The following is a 15,265-nucleotide window of genomic DNA, read 5'->3' as shown; positions in this document are numbered from 1 at the left end:
CGGATGCGGATCCGACGCCGGTTCTTACTCCCTGATCCGCGTAATGTCGCCGCCCATGAACTTCATGCTCCCGCGAATGATCGTCGGAGAGCCCTTGTAGGTGATCTTGCCGCCCGTCGAGGTCTTGCCCTCGAAGCGGTCCGTCACCCACAACGACGCCGTGCCCGAACTCGTCACGTTCGAAACCGCCGACATCACTTCCAGCGCCGCGGCTTCCAGCACGCCCGACGAGATGAAGAGCGTCAGATAACGCGCCGAGCCCGTCAGCGTCACACGGCTCTTGCCCGTGATGTCGAGTTTGAGGTCCTTGACCGCCATCGGAGCCTTCACTTCGGCCATGCCCCCCACGGTCAGGTCCAGAACGGTCGCCACAAGCGTGCTGTCGAACGTCGCCACGGCATCGGCGATGGCGATACGGTCCAGCGAATTATAGTAAACCGAAACCTGCGTGCGCTCCGGACGACGCGAATCGGGACGCTCCGAAATCCGCAGCACCTTGTCCTGCACGCCGAAACGGAATCGTGTCGTATAGGAGCCCTTCGTATCATAGATGATCTTCGGCGCCTCGGTGTCGGGGACCCGGTAAAAATGAAGATCGACCGGTGCCGTGACCTCCACGGCCGTGAACGAGGTGAGCCACTCGCGCTGCTCTCCGGAGTTCGCAGGCGACTCCGCCCGGGTCAGTCCGACGATGCACAGCATCAGGACGGTAAGAATCGTTTTTTTCATTGTTCGATGGTGTTTTGTCCGGCTAATTTACGAAATTCTTGCGAATTTCGGGTTTTGTTTCGTATTTTTACTTCCCCGAAACGAATTTCCGAACAGTGAGAGCGAAGATTCTGAATGCGAGCGCCGGGTCCGGCAAGACCTATCAGCTGGCCTACAAATATGTCCGCGACGTCATCCGACAGCCGGAACTATACCGCCACATCCTGGCCGTGACCTTCACCAACAAGGCCACCGAGGAGATGAAGTCCCGCATTCTGAAAGAGATACACACGCTCGCCGCCGGCGAGGAGAGCTCCTACCTGGAGGACCTCCGCAAGGAGCTCGACACCGACGAACGCTCCATCCGCAAACGCGCCGCCGAGGTCCGCGCCAGGATCCTCCACGACTACTCGCGATTCACGGTCCTGACCATCGACACCTTCTTCCAACGCATCCTGCGCGCCTTCATCAAGGAGCTCGGCATCGACCTCAACTACAACGTCGAGATCGAAACCGCCTCCGTGCTCTCCAAAGGCGCCGATGCGCTCATCGAGCAGATCACCGTCGACCGCGACCTCCAACGCTGGCTCACGGAGTTCGTCCAGGAGCGGATCGACGAGGGCCGCAAGTGGGACATCCGCGACGGCATCCTCTCGCTCGCCGGCGAGCTCTTCAAGGAGAAGAACAAGGCCGCACTCGGCCGCGCTCGCTCCCGCGAGGAGCTGCGCGGGATCGTCGCTCGCGCCTCGGCTGCGGCCGACGCCTCCCGGAATGCCTTCCGCGCGGCGGCCGTGCGCGCCGTGGAGATCATCGCCGGAGCCGGGCTCTCCGTCGAGGATTTCCCCAACAAGAGCCGGGGCTTCGCACCCTGGTTCTACGCCGTGGCCGACGGCGCCGTCGCGGGATACAAGAAGCGCGTGGCCGACGCCGTCGGCGACCCCGCCCAATGGGGAAAGATCGGGAGCCCGTCCCGCAACCTCGAACCGCAGCTGCGGCCCCTGATGCGCGAAATGTGCGACCTCTACGACACGAACCTCCGCCGCTGGAACACCTGCGACCTGCTGCGCGAGAACTACCGCAGCTTCGCTCTCCTCTCGGACCTCTACGCCCGCGTGCAGCAGCTCTGCGAGGAGCAGAACCTCATGCTGCTCTCCGAAACGAAATACGTCCTCGCGGAGTTCATCGACCACAACGACGCGCCGTTCATCTACGAAAAGGTCGGAAACCGCTTCGACCGCTTCATGATCGACGAATTCCAGGACACCTCGGTCAAGGAGTGGGAGAACTTCCTCCCGCTGCTGAAAAACGCCATGGCCCAGACCGACGAGCAGGAGACCTCGGTGCTCCTCGTCGGCGACATCAAGCAGTCGATCTACCGCTGGCGCGGCGGCGACTGGCGGATCCTCCACGACCAGGCCCGGCAGGCCCTCGGGCCCCGGGAGACACAGGTCGACGTCCTGCGCGAGAACTGGCGCAGTCTGCCGCAGGTCGTGGAGTTCAACAACCGCATCATCGAACGCATCGTCGAGGCCGACAACCGCTCCCTCAACGAGGCGCTCGACGCGGCGGTCCAGGCGGGCGGCATCCCCCGCGCCGAGGCCGAACCGCTGCACGACACCCTCACCGACGCCTACCGCGAACACGCCCAGATTCCGCGCCGCCGCACCTCGAATCCGGGATACGTCGCCGTCGAGACCTTCGACGAGCGCCCGCCCGTCGTGGAGCGCATCTGCGAACTGCTCGACCGCGGATTCCGCCCCTGCGACATCCTGATCCTCGTCCGCAGCGCCCGCGACGGCGCAAAAGTCGCCGCCGAGCTCCTCGACTTCAAGCAGCGGAACACCGATCCCCGCCACCGCTTCGACGTCATGACGCAGGAGGCCCTCATCATCGGTAACGCACCCGTCAGTTCGTTCATCGTCGCCTCGCTGCGGCTGGCGCTGAATCCCGACGACGCACTCCCCCGGGCCCTCTTCAACCAGGGGCTCGGGCATCCGTTCGACCGTCCGTTGAGCGAGTCGGAGCGGCTCTTCTTCCGCTCGATCCGCCTGCTCTCGCCCGAGGAGGCCTTCGAGCGCATCGTCATGGAGTTCGACTTGCAGGGCGACCGCCGCCAGACCGCCTATCTGCAAGCCATCCACGAGCAGATCATCGCCTTCTGCTCGTCGAAGATCGCCGACATCGAGCTCTTCCTCCGCTGGTGGGACGAGACGGGATGCAACCGTTCGCTGTGCGTCGACGAAAGCCTCACAACGGTTGAAATCACCACCATCCACAAGGCAAAGGGACTCGAAAAACCCGCCGTCGTGATCCCCTACTGCTCCTGGCAGCTGGACCCCAGGCCGAGCGGCACGATCCAGAACATCGTCTGGGCCGAGGCCGCCGGAGGCGATGTCGGGGAGATCGGTCGCTTCCCGGTGCGCTACCGCCGGGCGATGGCCGACTCGGAGTTCTCGCCGGAGTACTACCGCGAGCTGGTCTACACGCACGTCGACAACATCAACCTCCTCTACGTGGCACTCACACGCGCCGCCGACTCCCTGCACGTCTTCATCCCCCGCAGGAACGACCGCACGGTGGGCGCCCTGCTGCTGCAAAGCATCCGCGTCGAGGGGGACAGGGCCCTGCTCGACGGCATCGAAGGGCGTTACACGGCGGACGAAACGGGCGAGCGCTTTGCATTCGGGGAGTTCACGGGGCCCGAGCCCGACAGAAAAAAGGCGGCGGCGAAGCCCCGGCACGTCATTCTGGAAGATTATCCCACGGACAAGGCCGACCTGCGGCTGCGGCTCCCCTCGCAGCGCTATTTCGAGGAGGGAGACACGGAACTCTCGCCCCGGAACTTCGGAATCCTGATGCACCGCGCCTTCGAGCTGGCCGACGACGAGGAGCAGATCCACCGGGCCGTGGCGCAGATGCAGGACGACGGCATCCTCGCGAAGAGCGACGCCGCGGCGCTGCGGGTGCAGATCGACCGGGCGCTGGCGCATCCCGAGGTGCGCGAATGGTTCGGCGGAAAGTGGCGGCGCGTGCGCAACGAGTACGAAATCATCCGCCCGGGGAAAACCTCCACACGACGCCCCGACCGTGTGATGATCGGCGACGACGGGCGCGTCGTCGTCGTGGACTACAAGTTCGGGGAGCTCGACCCAGAAAGCCACCGCCGCCAGATCCGCGAATACATGCGCCTGCTGCGCGAAATGGGATATGCAAAAACGGAAGGATTTTTGTGGTATGTCCGTCTCGGTAAAATCGAGAAGGTGGACGATTGAGAAAAATCCTCGACATACTCCCGGCCGGGTTCCGACGTCGGAGCTTCGGCATTGTCGCCACGCTCTTTGCCCGGGCGGCGCTCGACTTCGCGGGGCTGGCGGCGCTGCTGCCCCTGCTGATGCTGGCGCTCGATCCCGCAGCGCTCTCCGGTGAGGGGGCGTCGCCCGGTGCATGGATCCGGAGCGGAAGCGCGTCGCTGCGGCTTCCGGCCGGGATGATCTGCATCGCCGTGCTGCTCTTCACGGCGCTGAAAGCCCGGATCTCGCTCCGGCTGTTCCGCATCGAGCGGAACTTCCTGTGCGATCTCTACCGCACGCTCTCTCGCCGTCTCTACACCGCCTACCACGACCGGGGAATGGCCTTCATCGACGCTTCCGATCCGGCGACGCTCGTGCGGAACATCCAGGTCGTCACGCAAACCTTCACGTGCGGCGTGCTGCGGCCCGCCGCCTCGATCCTCGCCGAAGGGATGCTGCTGTTGCTGCTCCTCACGGCGCTGGCCCTTCATGCCCCGCTCGCGGCGGCGTTCGTCACGGCGCTCTTCCTCACCGTCGGAGGGACCTACGGGAGGTTCGTCCGGCGGCGTTTCGACCGGATCGGGGCGGCGGAGCACCGCGCACAGCACGACAAGGCCCGCATCGTTGCCGAAACCTTCCGCGGATACGCCGACATGGAGGTGAACGGCGCCTTCCCGGAGATGCTCCGCGAATTCGACCGGGCGCTGGACGAGGTGGTCCGCGCCCGTGCGCAGGAGGCCGCCACGAACCGGATGCCGGCGCTCTTCATAGAGGGCGGATTGGCCGTCGGGCTGGTATTTCTGGTCATCGTCGGGTTCGGAAGCAAGGCTACGGCCCTGCAATTCGGGTTGTTCGCCGTGGCGGCCCTGCGGCTGATGCCCTCGATCCGGAGCCTGCTGACCGCATGGACCCTCCTCCGCCGCAACCGCTATACGATCGCCATTCTCCGGCGGGCAGCCTCCGGAATTGCCGAAGCGAGAGTCCGGAATTCCGGAAATTCGGAGTGCTCCGGAAAGGAGAATGGCCGCAGCGGGGAGGGAATCGACAACCGTGTCGGAACGAGCGGAGCCGGCGGAAAGGTCCGGGTCATCGCCCGTGGAACGCCCCGGGAGAAGATCGACGGAGACGGAGAAACCGGGGTCTTGCCGTTCGAGCACGAAATCACGCTCCGCGGACTTTCGTTCCGCTACCCGGGAGGCCCGGAGGTGATTCGCAAGCTGGACTTCACGATCCGCAAGGGCGAGCGCATCGGGATCCGCGGCGCTTCGGGGATCGGGAAGAGCACCCTTTTCCAGCTGTTGCTGGGGCTCTACGAACCGACGGAGGGTGAAATACGCATCGACGGGGTTCTGCTGACGCCGGCCACGCGCCGGCTCTGGCAGAACCGGATCGGGTATGTGCCGCAACGCCCCTTTCTCCGCAACGGAACGCTGGCCGAGAACGTCGCTCCGGGGCTGCCGTCCGAGGAGATCGACCGTCAGCGGGTACGGGAAGCGTTGGAGCGGGCGCAGGCCGGGGCATTCGTCGCGTCGCTGCCCCGCGGGATCGACACGCCGGTCGGAGCGTGCGGGTCCCGGATCTCGGGCGGGCAGCGGCAGCGCATCGCCATAGCCCGGGCCCTGTATCGGCAATCCGACGTGCTGTTTCTCGATGAAGCGACGGCGGCGCTCGACGACCGCACGGAGGAGGCCCTGCTCCGGTCGCTGGACGACCTCGCACGCGAGCATCCCGGATGGACTCTGCTGATGATCGCCCACCGTGCGCATTCGCTCATCCACTGCCGGCGGATTCTGGATCTCGGAAACGGAGACTGAACGATGGAATACGTCATTGCCGACATACGGATCTCGCTCCCGGAGGAGCTGATTCCGAGGCGTTTCGCCGAGGCATTACGACCGTTTGCCGTGGCGGAGCCGATCGGGCGGGCGAGGAGCGCAGGACCCGAGGTCGCCCCGCGGGAATGTAAAGGAGTCATGCCGGAGCTGATTCCGGGAGCCGTCACCCGCATCCATCCAGCCCCCGGCTGGCAGGAACTGCACCGGTTCGAGTTCCCCGATGCCGGAGCCGACTGTCGTTTCGGACGTGACAATGCCGGTTTCCTGCTCGAAATGGTTCCCCGCGACGGAACCCCTGCGGCCCGCTTCCGGACATCCGAAACCGGAGACCGTACCTCATGCGACTTCTCCATCCATCACCACCCCGCCCTGTTCCGGTTCGGCGTCTGGATGCTCTTCAATCTGGCGGCTCTGCGCCGCAATGCCATAGCGATCCATGCCTCCGCAATCCGGTACCGCGACGCCGGGCTTCTCTTTCTCGGAGAGTCCGGAACCGGGAAAAGCACCCACAGCCGACTTTGGTGCCGGCACATCCCCGGCACATCCCTGCTCAACGATGACAGCCCCATCCTCGGGCTTACGGAAGGTGCGGTCCGCGTCTGGGGATCTCCGTGGAGCGGGAAGGTCCCCTGCTACCGCAATGAATCCGCACCCGTGGCCGCCATCGTGCGGCTTGTGCAGGCCCCTGGGAACCGGATCCGGCAGCTTTCTCCAATCGAGGCGCTCGGAGCTCTCCTGCCTTCGGTCCCTCCGGCATTCATCCGTGACACGGAGCTGCGCGAAAGCATCTGCGAAACGCTCATGCAGATGATCGGACAGGTGCCGGTCTTCCGGCTGGAATGCCGCCCCGATGCCGATGCCGCCCGGTTGGTCTGCGACACCGTTTTCGGACGCCCAACGTCCGGAGAATGCCCGCAGGCTGCCAATCCGTCCGCAATTCACACCCCGCAGCCATGAAAACACTCCCCAACCGCCCCGCCTTCCGCATGATCCGGCAACTGCTGGCCGAAGGGCACGAAGTCTCAATCCGCATCGAAGGCCAGAGCATGCTCCCCTTCTTCCGCAGCGGCGAACGGATCCGTCTGCGGCCCCTGCGCAACGGCGACCTGCGGTGCGGGCACGTCGTGCTGGCCGAAACCGACTCCGGGCAGTTCGTCATCCACCGCATCGCGCAGGTCGGAAGCACAAGAATCCTCCTCCGCGGCGACGGAAACCCCTTCGGCCGGGAATCCGTGCCCCGCGAGCGGATCTGCGGAACCGTAGAATGCACACCCCTCCACCTGCTGCTGGCCCGGATCTGGATGCTTCTCGGCCCCCTCCGCTGCTATCCGCTGCGCCTGCTTCGGCGGATTCTCCGCTGACCGCCACGCACCCGAAAAACAAAAACAGACCGGAGGAGACTCCGGTCTGTTTTCTGACAGATGTTGCGGTCGCGATTACTCGCCCAGTGCAAAGCGCTTGTAGGCAACTACCGTGGCATCCTTGTCGGCCTTTCTGATGTACTCGGCGATCGTCTCCTTCTCGCCTACCACCAGCTGGTTCAGCAGCGTGTTCTCCTCGAAGAACTTGCGCATCTTGCCCTCGGCGATCTTTTCCAGAATGGCCTCCGGCTTGTTGGCGTTCTTCGGATCCTGCTTCATGGCCTCCACGGCGATCTTGCGCTCGTGCTCGACAACCTCGGCCGGGCAGTCGGCCTCCGAAATCGAGACCGGAGCCATTGCCGTAGCCTGCATCGCTACCACGTGAGCGACCTCCGCCGGAACCTCCTTGTTGAAGCCCAGCAGCGTGCCCAGCTTCTTGTTGAAGTGAACGTATGCGGCGCAGTAGGGAGCCTCGATCCGGGCATAGTAGGCCAGTTCGATCTTCTCGCCCGTCTGGCCCGACTTCTCGGTAACCATCTCCTCGACGGTATGGCCCTCGGCGTTCTTCGTGGCCAGCAGTGCGTCGCGGTCGGCGGCATCGGCGGCCACAGCAACCTCCAGCATGGCCTCGGCCGAAGCCGTATACTCGGCATTCTGGGCTACGAAGTCCGTCTCGCACGCCAGGCAGAGAATATAGGCCTTCTGACCCACGATCTTCGTTACGACAACGCCCTCCGACGCCGTGCGATCCGCACGCTTTGCCACGACAAGCTTGCCCTTCTCGCGGATAATGTCCTGGGCCCGCGCATAGTCGCCTTCTGCCTCGATCAGGGCCTTCTTGCAGTCCATCATGCCGGCACCGGTCATCTTGCGGAGCTTCATTACATCAGCAGCTTTGATTTCCATAGTCTTTGTACTTTTTCGATTGTTTCTACTTTGCAATTACTCGGCCTTGGCCTCTGCTGCCTCCTCGACAGGTGCGGCCTGCTCCGTTGCGGGCTCCTCATAGGGAGTCTCCACGGCGGCTACCACATCAGCTACGGCGGCCTCCTCGGCATCCAGCGTAGCCTTCACGGCCTTCTTGATGCGCGGTTTGCCCTCCTTCTTGGCGCCTTCGGCCTCGGCCTCCTGGGCCTCCTTCTCCTTTTCGAGCTTGCGCTCCTCGGTGCCCTCGGCGATGGCAGCGCACATGGCCTCTACGATCACCGCGATGGATTTGGCTGCATCGTCGTTTGCCGGGATCACGTAATCAATGTCGGTCGGATCACAACAAGTGTCTACCATGGCAAAAACGGGGATGCTCAATCGTTTGGCCTCCTTCACGGCGTTGGCCTCCTTCTGTACGTCCACGACGAACAGAGCGGCCGGAAGGCGCGTCAGGTCCGCAATCGAACCCAGGTTCTTTTCCAGCTTCGCACGCTGGCGGGCGATTTGGAGTTTCTCGCGCTTCGAGAAATTATCGAACGTGCCGTCGTTGGTCATCTTGTCGATGGTGGCCATCTTCTTGACGGCTTTACGTATGGTGGGGAAGTTGGTCAGCATACCGCCTGCCCAACGCTCCGTGACGTAGGGCATACCGACGGCTGCCACCTTTTCGGCAACAATCTCCTTGGCCTGTTTCTTCGTGGCTACGAACAGCACCCGGCGACCGCTCTTGGCGATCTGTTTCAGGGCCGACGCAGCCTCATCGACTTTCAGCACCGTCTTGTGCAGGTCGATGATGTGGATGCCGTTCTTCTCCATGAAGATGTAAGGAGCCATTTTCGGGTTCCATTTGCGCTTCAGGTGTCCGAAGTGCGCACCGGCTTCCAGTAATGTATTAAAATCTGTACGTGACATTTTAATTCGTTTCGTTAATTGATTCTAATTCTCTTTTCTTCAACTCCGGCGGGTAGCGGCATGTCCGATCCCGGGAGTTTTCCGCGGCGCGGCAACCGAAAGGTAATACATATATATAAATAATCCGTAGTCCTCCCGATTTGAAAACCGGCGCCGTGCGTTGCCGAAATTCCGGTCGTGCGTATTAACGCTTGCTGAACTGGAACTTGCGACGTGCTCCGGGCTGTCCGGGCTTCTTACGCTCAACCTCGCGGGGATCGCGCGTCAGGAAGCCGGCCTTTTTCAGCACGGGGCGCATCTCGGCGTCGATCTCGCACAGTGCGCGAGCGATACCCAGACGAGCGGCCTCGGCCTGTCCCTTGATGCCACCGCCATCGAGGTTGATGGTGATGTCGTAGCTCTCGGCAGTATTCGTGGCCAGCAGCGGCTGCTTGACCTGGAATTGGAGAATTTCGAGCGGGAAATAGACGGCGAGCTCCTTGTGGTTGATTGTAATCTGACCCTTACCCGGCTTCACGAATACGCGAGCCACAGCGGCCTTACGACGACCTACGGTGTTTACAACTTCCATAACTCTCTTACTTGATCTCGTTTAATTTAATGGTCTTCGGGTTCTGTGCGGCGTGCGGATGCTCCGCTCCGGCATAAACCTTCAGGTTCGTGAGCAGTTTCTCACCCAGGCGGGTTTTGGGAAGCATTCCCTTGACGGCCTTTTCGATGAGGAACGTCGGTTTTTTGGCCAGGTAGTCGGCCGGCGTGGCGTAGCGCTGGCCGCCCGGATACCCGGTGTGGCGTGTGTAGACCTTGTCGGTCATCTTGTTGCCCGTGAGCTTCACCTTCTCCGCGTTGATGACGATGACATAATCACCGCAATCCGCATGGGGCGTGTAGCAGGGCTTGTTCTTGCCTCGGAGGATCTTCGCGACCTGCGATGCAAGACGTCCCAGTACCTCGTTCGTCGCGTCGATCACCACCCATTCCTTGGTGACGGTCGAGGCGTTGGCCGAGATAGTCTTGTAGCTTAAAGAATCCATTACGTTTAATTTAACTTGTTGTAATCCGTTTCCCGCACTTTGCGGGTGCGCAAAGGTACGAAAAAGTTTTGGTTCTGCAAAACAGGTTGAAAATCATTTCGCAAATATTTTTCATCCCGGGGATTTTCCGACCCGAAAGGCCCCGCCCATACGAGGAAAGGAGGGGCAGAGAAACATCTGACACTGACAAAAAGATCCGGGGCCGACGTCCTTGACATCGGCCCCGGATTCATATTCAAGGCGGATCCCTATCCCAGGAACGAGAGCAGGATACCCGCAGCGACCGCCGAGCCGACCACGCCGGCCACGTTCGGACCCATGGCGTGCATCAGCAGGAAGTTCGAAGGATCGGCCTTCTGACCCTCGGTCTGCGATACGCGCGCAGCCATCGGGACGGCCGATACGCCGGCCGAACCGATCAGCGGGTTGATCTTGTTGCCGTCCTTGGCGAAGAGGTTCATAATCTTGGCCAACAGGACGCCGCCCGCCGTCCCGAAACTGAACGCAATCACGCCCAGCAGCAGAATGAACAGCGTCCGCGCGTTGATGAACGCCTCGGCCGTGGCCGTGGCCCCCACCGTGAGTCCCAGGAAGATCACCACGATGTTCATCATCTCGTTCTGAACGGTCTTCGACAAACGGTCCACAACCCCGCACTCCTTCATCAGGTTGCCCAGCATCAGGCTGCCCACCAGCGGCGCGGCCGACGGCAGCAGCAGGGCGATGATCACCGTGATGATCAGCGGGAAGAGGATCTTCTCGGTCTTCGAGACGGGACGCAGCTGGCGCATCTTGATCTTGCGCTCCTTCTCGGTGGTGAGCAGGCGCATGATCGGCGGCTGGATCACCGGCACGAGGGCCATGTACGAGTAGGCCGCCACGGCGATCGGACCCAGCAGGTCCGGAGCCAGAATGGCCGTCAGGTAGATCGACGTCGGACCGTCGGCTCCGCCGATGATGCCGATCGAAGCGGCCTCCGCGGGCGAGAAGCCCAGCGCGTAGGCCCCGATGAACGTCAGGAAGATGCCCAGCTGCGCGGCTGCGCCCAGCAGGAAACTCTTCGGGTTGGCGATCAGCGGCCCGAAGTCGGTCATCGCACCCACGCCCACGAAGATCAGACACGGATAGATGCCCAGCTTAACGCCCAGATAGAGGTAGTCGAGCAGTCCGGCAACATCGACGAATGACTTATCCGTCTGCACGTTATTCAAGACAACATTTGTCCAGTGGACGTGTCCTCCGGCAAAGAGCTCGGTATGGAACATGTTGGCACCCGGGAGGTTCGTCAGCAGCATGCCGAAGGCGATCGTCAGCAGCAGCAGCGGCTCGAACTTATGCTTGATGGCCAGGTAGAGCAGCACGAACGCCACGGCGATCATCGCCACGTTGCCCCAGCCCATGCCTTCGAACAGCGCCGCAACGCCCGTCGATTCGGCGAAGGTTTCCAGGCTCTCCAACACGAAATTGGTACTGGATGTCAGTGCGGTCCACATACGCCTATTCGATTACAAGTAACGTATCGCCTTCCATGACCGTACCGCCCTGCTGCACGAGAATCTGCTTCACAACGCCGCCGCGGTCCGCGTCGATATTGTTCTCCATCTTCATGGCTTCGAGCACCACGAGCGTCTGGCCCTGCGTGATCGTGTCGCCCACGGCAACCTTCACGCCCAGCACCGTACCCGGCAGCGGGCTCTTCACGCTGTAACCCGACGAGGGCGGAATCGCCGACAGCCGCGGCGAGGGAGTTGCCGTCGAGGGCATGATCATGCCGCTGTTGGCCGACTTCGGAGCCGGGGCAACCTGCGGCTTGGAGACCGATACCGACTTCGCGCCCTCGATCTCCACTTCGTAGTCCACACCGTTGACGTTCACGCGGGCTACCGTCGAGTCCTCGTTCACGTCGTCGATCTGGACGTTGTATTTGTGTCCGTTGATTTTCAGTGAGTAATCTTTCATTGTTGTTTCTGGATTGACTTGCTCCGACAAGGTCTGCTATTTCCGGTCGGGGAGCTGGGTTAAACCGTGAATTTTCGAATTCCAGGGCGAATAGGCCCGCTTGATGCTGAGGATCGTCACCACTTCCGACTCACGGTCGTGCAGCGCGCTCCGGTAGATTTTCAACGCCGTGGCGATCGCGGCGATCTCCTCCTGGCTGATCATCGGCTGCGGAGCAACCACCTGCTTCTTGCCGATGGTTGCCGTGCGCGTCCGGAAGCAGGCCCCGAAGGCCTTCATGATGAAGATCAGCGCGATCAGCAGGACGAAGACCAGTGCGAACCCGATGAGCGAAACCCACAGGATCTCGGACCACCCCCAACTTACTGCTTGCATTATCATGATTTCCGATTTTTACAACGTTACAGAGGAATGTTCGAGTGCTTCTTGGGCGGGTTCTGCAAACGCTTCGTGGCCAGCGACTGCAATGCGCGGATGATGCGGAAACGCGTGTTGCGCGGTTCGATCACGTCGTCGATGTAGCCGTAGCGGGCGGCGTTGTAGGGATTCGAGAACTTGTCGTTGTACTCCTTCTCCTTCTCGGCGATGAACGCGGCCTTCTCCTCGGGTTTGTCGGCCAGCTCTTTGAGCTCCTTGCCGTAGAGCACCTCGACGGCGCCGCTGGCTCCCATCACGGCGATCTCGGCCGTCGGCCAGGCGTAGTTGATGTCGCCGCGGATGTGCTTCGACGACATCACGATGTAGGCGCCTCCGTAGGCCTTGCGCAGCGTCACGGTGATCTTCGGAACCGTAGCCTCGCAGTAGGCGAACAGCAGCTTGGCGCCGTGCGTGATCACGCCGCCGTACTCCTGGGTCGTACCCGGCAGGAAGCCCGGAACGTCCACCAGCGTCACGATCGGAATGTTGAACGCGTCGCAGAAGCGCACGAAACGCGCCGCCTTGCGGCTGGCGTTGATGTCCAGCACGCCGGCCATGAACTTCGGCTGGTTGGCGATGATGCCCACCGACTGGCCGTTGAAGCGCGCGAAGCACGTGATGATGTTCTTGGCATAGCCGGCGGCCGATTCCAGATACTCGCCGTCGTCGACGATCGCGCGGATCACCTCGGCCATGTCATAGGGTTTGTTGGCGCTGTCGGGGATGATGTCGTTGAGCGAGTCTTCCAGACGGGTGATCTTGTCCGTGCAGACGGCCAGCGGAGCGTCCTCCATGTTGTTCTGCGGCATGTAGGAGATCAGCTTCTTGATCAGCTCGATACCCTCCTCCTCGGTATCGACGGCGAACTGCGCCACACCCGACTTGGTGGTGTGCATCGTGGCGCCGCCGAGCTGCTCCTGCGTCACGTCCTCGCCCGTGACGGTCTTCACGACCTTCGGACCCGTGAGGAACATGTTCGAGGTCTCCTTCTTCATGATGATGAAGTCGGTCAGCGCGGGCGAGTAGACCGCACCGCCGGCGCAGGGGCCGAAGATGGCCGAAATCTGCGGGATGACGCCCGACGACATCACGTTGCGCTGGAAGATGTTGGCATAGCCGGCCAGGGCGTTGACACCCTCCTGGATGCGGGCGCCGCCCGAGTCGTTCATGCCGATGCAGGGGGCACCGTTGCGCAGGGCCATGTCCATGACCTTGCAGATCTTGTCCGACATCGACAGCGAGAGCGATCCGGCCGTCACGGTGAAGTCCTGTGCGAAGACGTAGACCAGACGTCCGCCGATCGTACCGTAACCCGTCACCACGCCGTCGCCGAAGAAGTGTTTCTTCTCCATGCCGAAGTCGTAGCAGCGGTGCGTCACGAACATGTCGAACTCCTCGAACGAGCCCTCGTCGAGAAGCATCTGGATGCGTTCGCGGGCCGTGTACTTGCCCTTTTCGTGCTGTTTGTCGATCGCCTTCTGGCCGCCGCCCATGCGGGCCGTTTCGCGGTTGTCGATCAGCTGTTTGATCTTTTCCTGAATTTGGCTCATAGTGATGATATTGTCCGTCCGGAGAGCCCCCGGACCCGACGGGCGGGGGTGTTCCGCAACGGAATCGTTGTTGTTATTTGTTCTTGTTCTCGCAGAGTTCGGTCAGAATGCCCTGGGTCGACTTCGGGTGCAGGAAGGCGATCGTCAGTCCTTCGGCGCCCTTGCGCGGGGTCTTGTCGATCAGGCGGATGCCCTTCGATTCGGCATCGGCCAGCTGCTCCTCGATATTCTCGCAGGCCAGCGCCATGTGGTGGATGCCGACGCCGCGGTTCTCGATGTACTTGGCGATGGTCGAATCCTCCGAGGTGGGTTCCAGCAGCTCGATTTTGGTCTGGCCGAGCATGAAGAAGGCCGTGCGGACCTTCTGGTCGGCAACCTCCTCGATGGCATAGCATTTCAGGCCCAGTACGTTCTCCCAGTAGGGAATGGCTTCATCAAGGCTCTTCACGGCGACGCCAAGATGCTCGATATGAGAAACTTTCATAACAAAATGGAATTTGAATTTGGTTGATTGTTTTTGTGGTATTTCGGACGTTGTTATTTTGCGAACACAAAGATAGGCGAATCTTTGGGAATCCCCAAAATTCAACGGACTTTTTTTGGTCGAAAACGGCATTCGGGAGGGATGAAAAGTGTTCGGGAGGGGATTTTCCGGGGAAAAGATTGTCCGAATCCGTTTTTTTCCTATCTTTGCCGAAGATCCGCACGAGCGGATTTTATTGACCGATTGGAAAATCTGGGAAATTCTCTGAATCAGGTCAAACACATCCAGCCCTGCGGCGCTCGCGTCGTATGGCATGGACGTTGTTCCTTCGTCTATACGGCGCGGGCTATGTGTGTTTGTCAGATTCAGGGCCTCCCAGAGCCTTCCCAATTGGCAAATAACAGTAGTCCGCGTTCGTCTTTTGTCGGCGCACAAAACCTTGAAACCATGGACGACAGGAACGTATTTCCCTGCTACGGGCGAAGCCACAACTTCTACTACGACTACGAACGGCTCGATTTCGTCCTGCGCGCGTCGGGGCTCTCCCACCGGGATTTCATCCGGGAGGTCGGCTGCGATTTCAACACCTTCATGGAGGTCCGCCACCGCCGGCGACCCTTCGATGCCGACCTCGTGCGGAAGATCCACGCCCGCTATCCGCAGATCGACCTCGAATGGCTCCTCTGCGGGCCCGACGCGCGGCTCTGACGCCCCCGCAACACGCTTTTCTTCCGAAAATTTGCGCCTTCCGTCAAAAGGTGTTATCTTTGATCGGACAAACCAGCACT

At 61.6% G+C, this 15,265-nt stretch carries 15 protein-coding genes; 5 read left to right on the top strand and 10 right to left on the bottom strand.

The features are described 5' to 3' along the window. Positions 1–24: 24 nt before the first annotated feature. Positions 25–729, bottom strand: coding sequence for a GIN domain-containing protein (locus B5G16_RS04300; protein WP_087261551.1), 705 nt, complete (start codon positions 727–729; stop codon positions 25–27). Between the two features lie 95 nt (positions 730–824). Between B5G16_RS04300 and B5G16_RS04295 the strand changes: the two genes are divergently transcribed. From B5G16_RS04295 to B5G16_RS04280, 4 genes are read left to right on the top strand one after another with little or no spacing between them, the layout of a single operon-like run. Then, positions 825–3,980, top strand: coding sequence for a UvrD-helicase domain-containing protein (locus tag B5G16_RS04295; RefSeq protein WP_087261549.1), 3,156 nt, complete (start codon positions 825–827; stop codon positions 3,978–3,980). Next, complete coding sequence (locus B5G16_RS04290; protein WP_087261547.1) at positions 3,977–5,812, top strand: ABC transporter ATP-binding protein; 1,836 nt, start codon at positions 3,977–3,979, stop codon at positions 5,810–5,812. Before B5G16_RS04295 ends, B5G16_RS04290 begins: the two co-directional genes overlap by 4 nt. Before the next feature lie 3 nt (positions 5,813–5,815). Next, positions 5,816–6,790, top strand: coding sequence for a hypothetical protein (locus B5G16_RS04285; protein ID WP_239405959.1), 975 nt, complete (start codon positions 5,816–5,818; stop codon positions 6,788–6,790). Next, positions 6,787–7,194 (top strand): S24 family peptidase, encoded by a 408-nt coding sequence (locus B5G16_RS04280; protein WP_087261545.1) that lies wholly within the window; start codon positions 6,787–6,789, stop codon positions 7,192–7,194. The genes B5G16_RS04285 and B5G16_RS04280 overlap by 4 nt, the downstream gene beginning before the upstream one ends. A gap of 75 nt (positions 7,195–7,269) precedes the next feature. Here B5G16_RS04280 and tsf read toward each other — a convergent pair whose 3' ends face one another. From tsf to mce, 9 genes are all read right to left on the bottom strand, one after another. Continuing rightward, positions 7,270–8,100 carry a translation elongation factor Ts gene (tsf, locus tag B5G16_RS04275; RefSeq protein ID WP_087261543.1) on the bottom strand — a complete coding sequence of 277 codons (831 nt, stop codon included), beginning with the start codon at positions 8,098–8,100 and terminating at the stop codon, positions 7,270–7,272. Between the two features lie 36 nt (positions 8,101–8,136). Then, positions 8,137–9,033, bottom strand: coding sequence for a 30S ribosomal protein S2 (gene rpsB / locus B5G16_RS04270; RefSeq protein ID WP_087261541.1), 897 nt, complete (start codon positions 9,031–9,033; stop codon positions 8,137–8,139). Between the two features lie 184 nt (positions 9,034–9,217). Beyond that, positions 9,218–9,604, bottom strand: a complete 387-nt coding sequence (gene rpsI, locus B5G16_RS04265) for a 30S ribosomal protein S9 (protein ID WP_087261539.1) — start codon at positions 9,602–9,604, stop codon at positions 9,218–9,220. A 7-nt stretch (positions 9,605–9,611) separates the two neighbouring features. Continuing rightward, positions 9,612–10,067 (bottom strand): 50S ribosomal protein L13, encoded by a 456-nt coding sequence (gene rplM, locus B5G16_RS04260; RefSeq protein WP_087261537.1) that lies wholly within the window; start codon positions 10,065–10,067, stop codon positions 9,612–9,614. 248 nt (positions 10,068–10,315) lie between these two features. After that, positions 10,316–11,560 (bottom strand): sodium ion-translocating decarboxylase subunit beta, encoded by a 1,245-nt coding sequence (locus B5G16_RS04255; protein WP_143260823.1) that lies wholly within the window; start codon positions 11,558–11,560, stop codon positions 10,316–10,318. Between the two features lie 4 nt (positions 11,561–11,564). Next, complete coding sequence (locus B5G16_RS04250) at positions 11,565–12,026, bottom strand: acetyl-CoA carboxylase biotin carboxyl carrier protein (protein WP_087261535.1); 462 nt, start codon at positions 12,024–12,026, stop codon at positions 11,565–11,567. Positions 12,027–12,062: 36 nt separating this feature from the next. Continuing rightward, complete coding sequence (locus B5G16_RS04245; protein ID WP_239405957.1) at positions 12,063–12,407, bottom strand: OadG family protein; 345 nt, start codon at positions 12,405–12,407, stop codon at positions 12,063–12,065. 20 nt (positions 12,408–12,427) lie between these two features. Then, positions 12,428–13,993 (bottom strand): acyl-CoA carboxylase subunit beta, encoded by a 1,566-nt coding sequence (locus tag B5G16_RS04240; protein ID WP_087261531.1) that lies wholly within the window; start codon positions 13,991–13,993, stop codon positions 12,428–12,430. 73 nt (positions 13,994–14,066) lie between these two features. Continuing rightward, positions 14,067–14,477: a methylmalonyl-CoA epimerase gene (gene mce / locus B5G16_RS04235; RefSeq protein ID WP_087261529.1), complete on the bottom strand. Its 411-nt coding sequence runs from the start codon at positions 14,475–14,477 to the stop codon at positions 14,067–14,069. Between the two features lie 447 nt (positions 14,478–14,924). On the opposite strand from mce, the gene B5G16_RS04230 reads away from it, so the two are divergent. Next, entirely contained in the window at positions 14,925–15,185 is a 261-nt protein-coding gene (locus B5G16_RS04230) for a hypothetical protein (RefSeq protein ID WP_087261526.1), read from the top strand. The last annotated feature ends 80 nt before the right edge of the window (positions 15,186–15,265 follow it).

Source organism: Alistipes sp. An66, from assembly GCF_002161445.1.
Taxonomy (GTDB): domain Bacteria; phylum Bacteroidota; class Bacteroidia; order Bacteroidales; family Rikenellaceae; genus Alistipes; species Alistipes cottocaccae.
The sequence above is the reverse complement of the archived record's forward strand: the minus strand, read 5'-3'. Positions and strand labels throughout refer to the sequence as shown.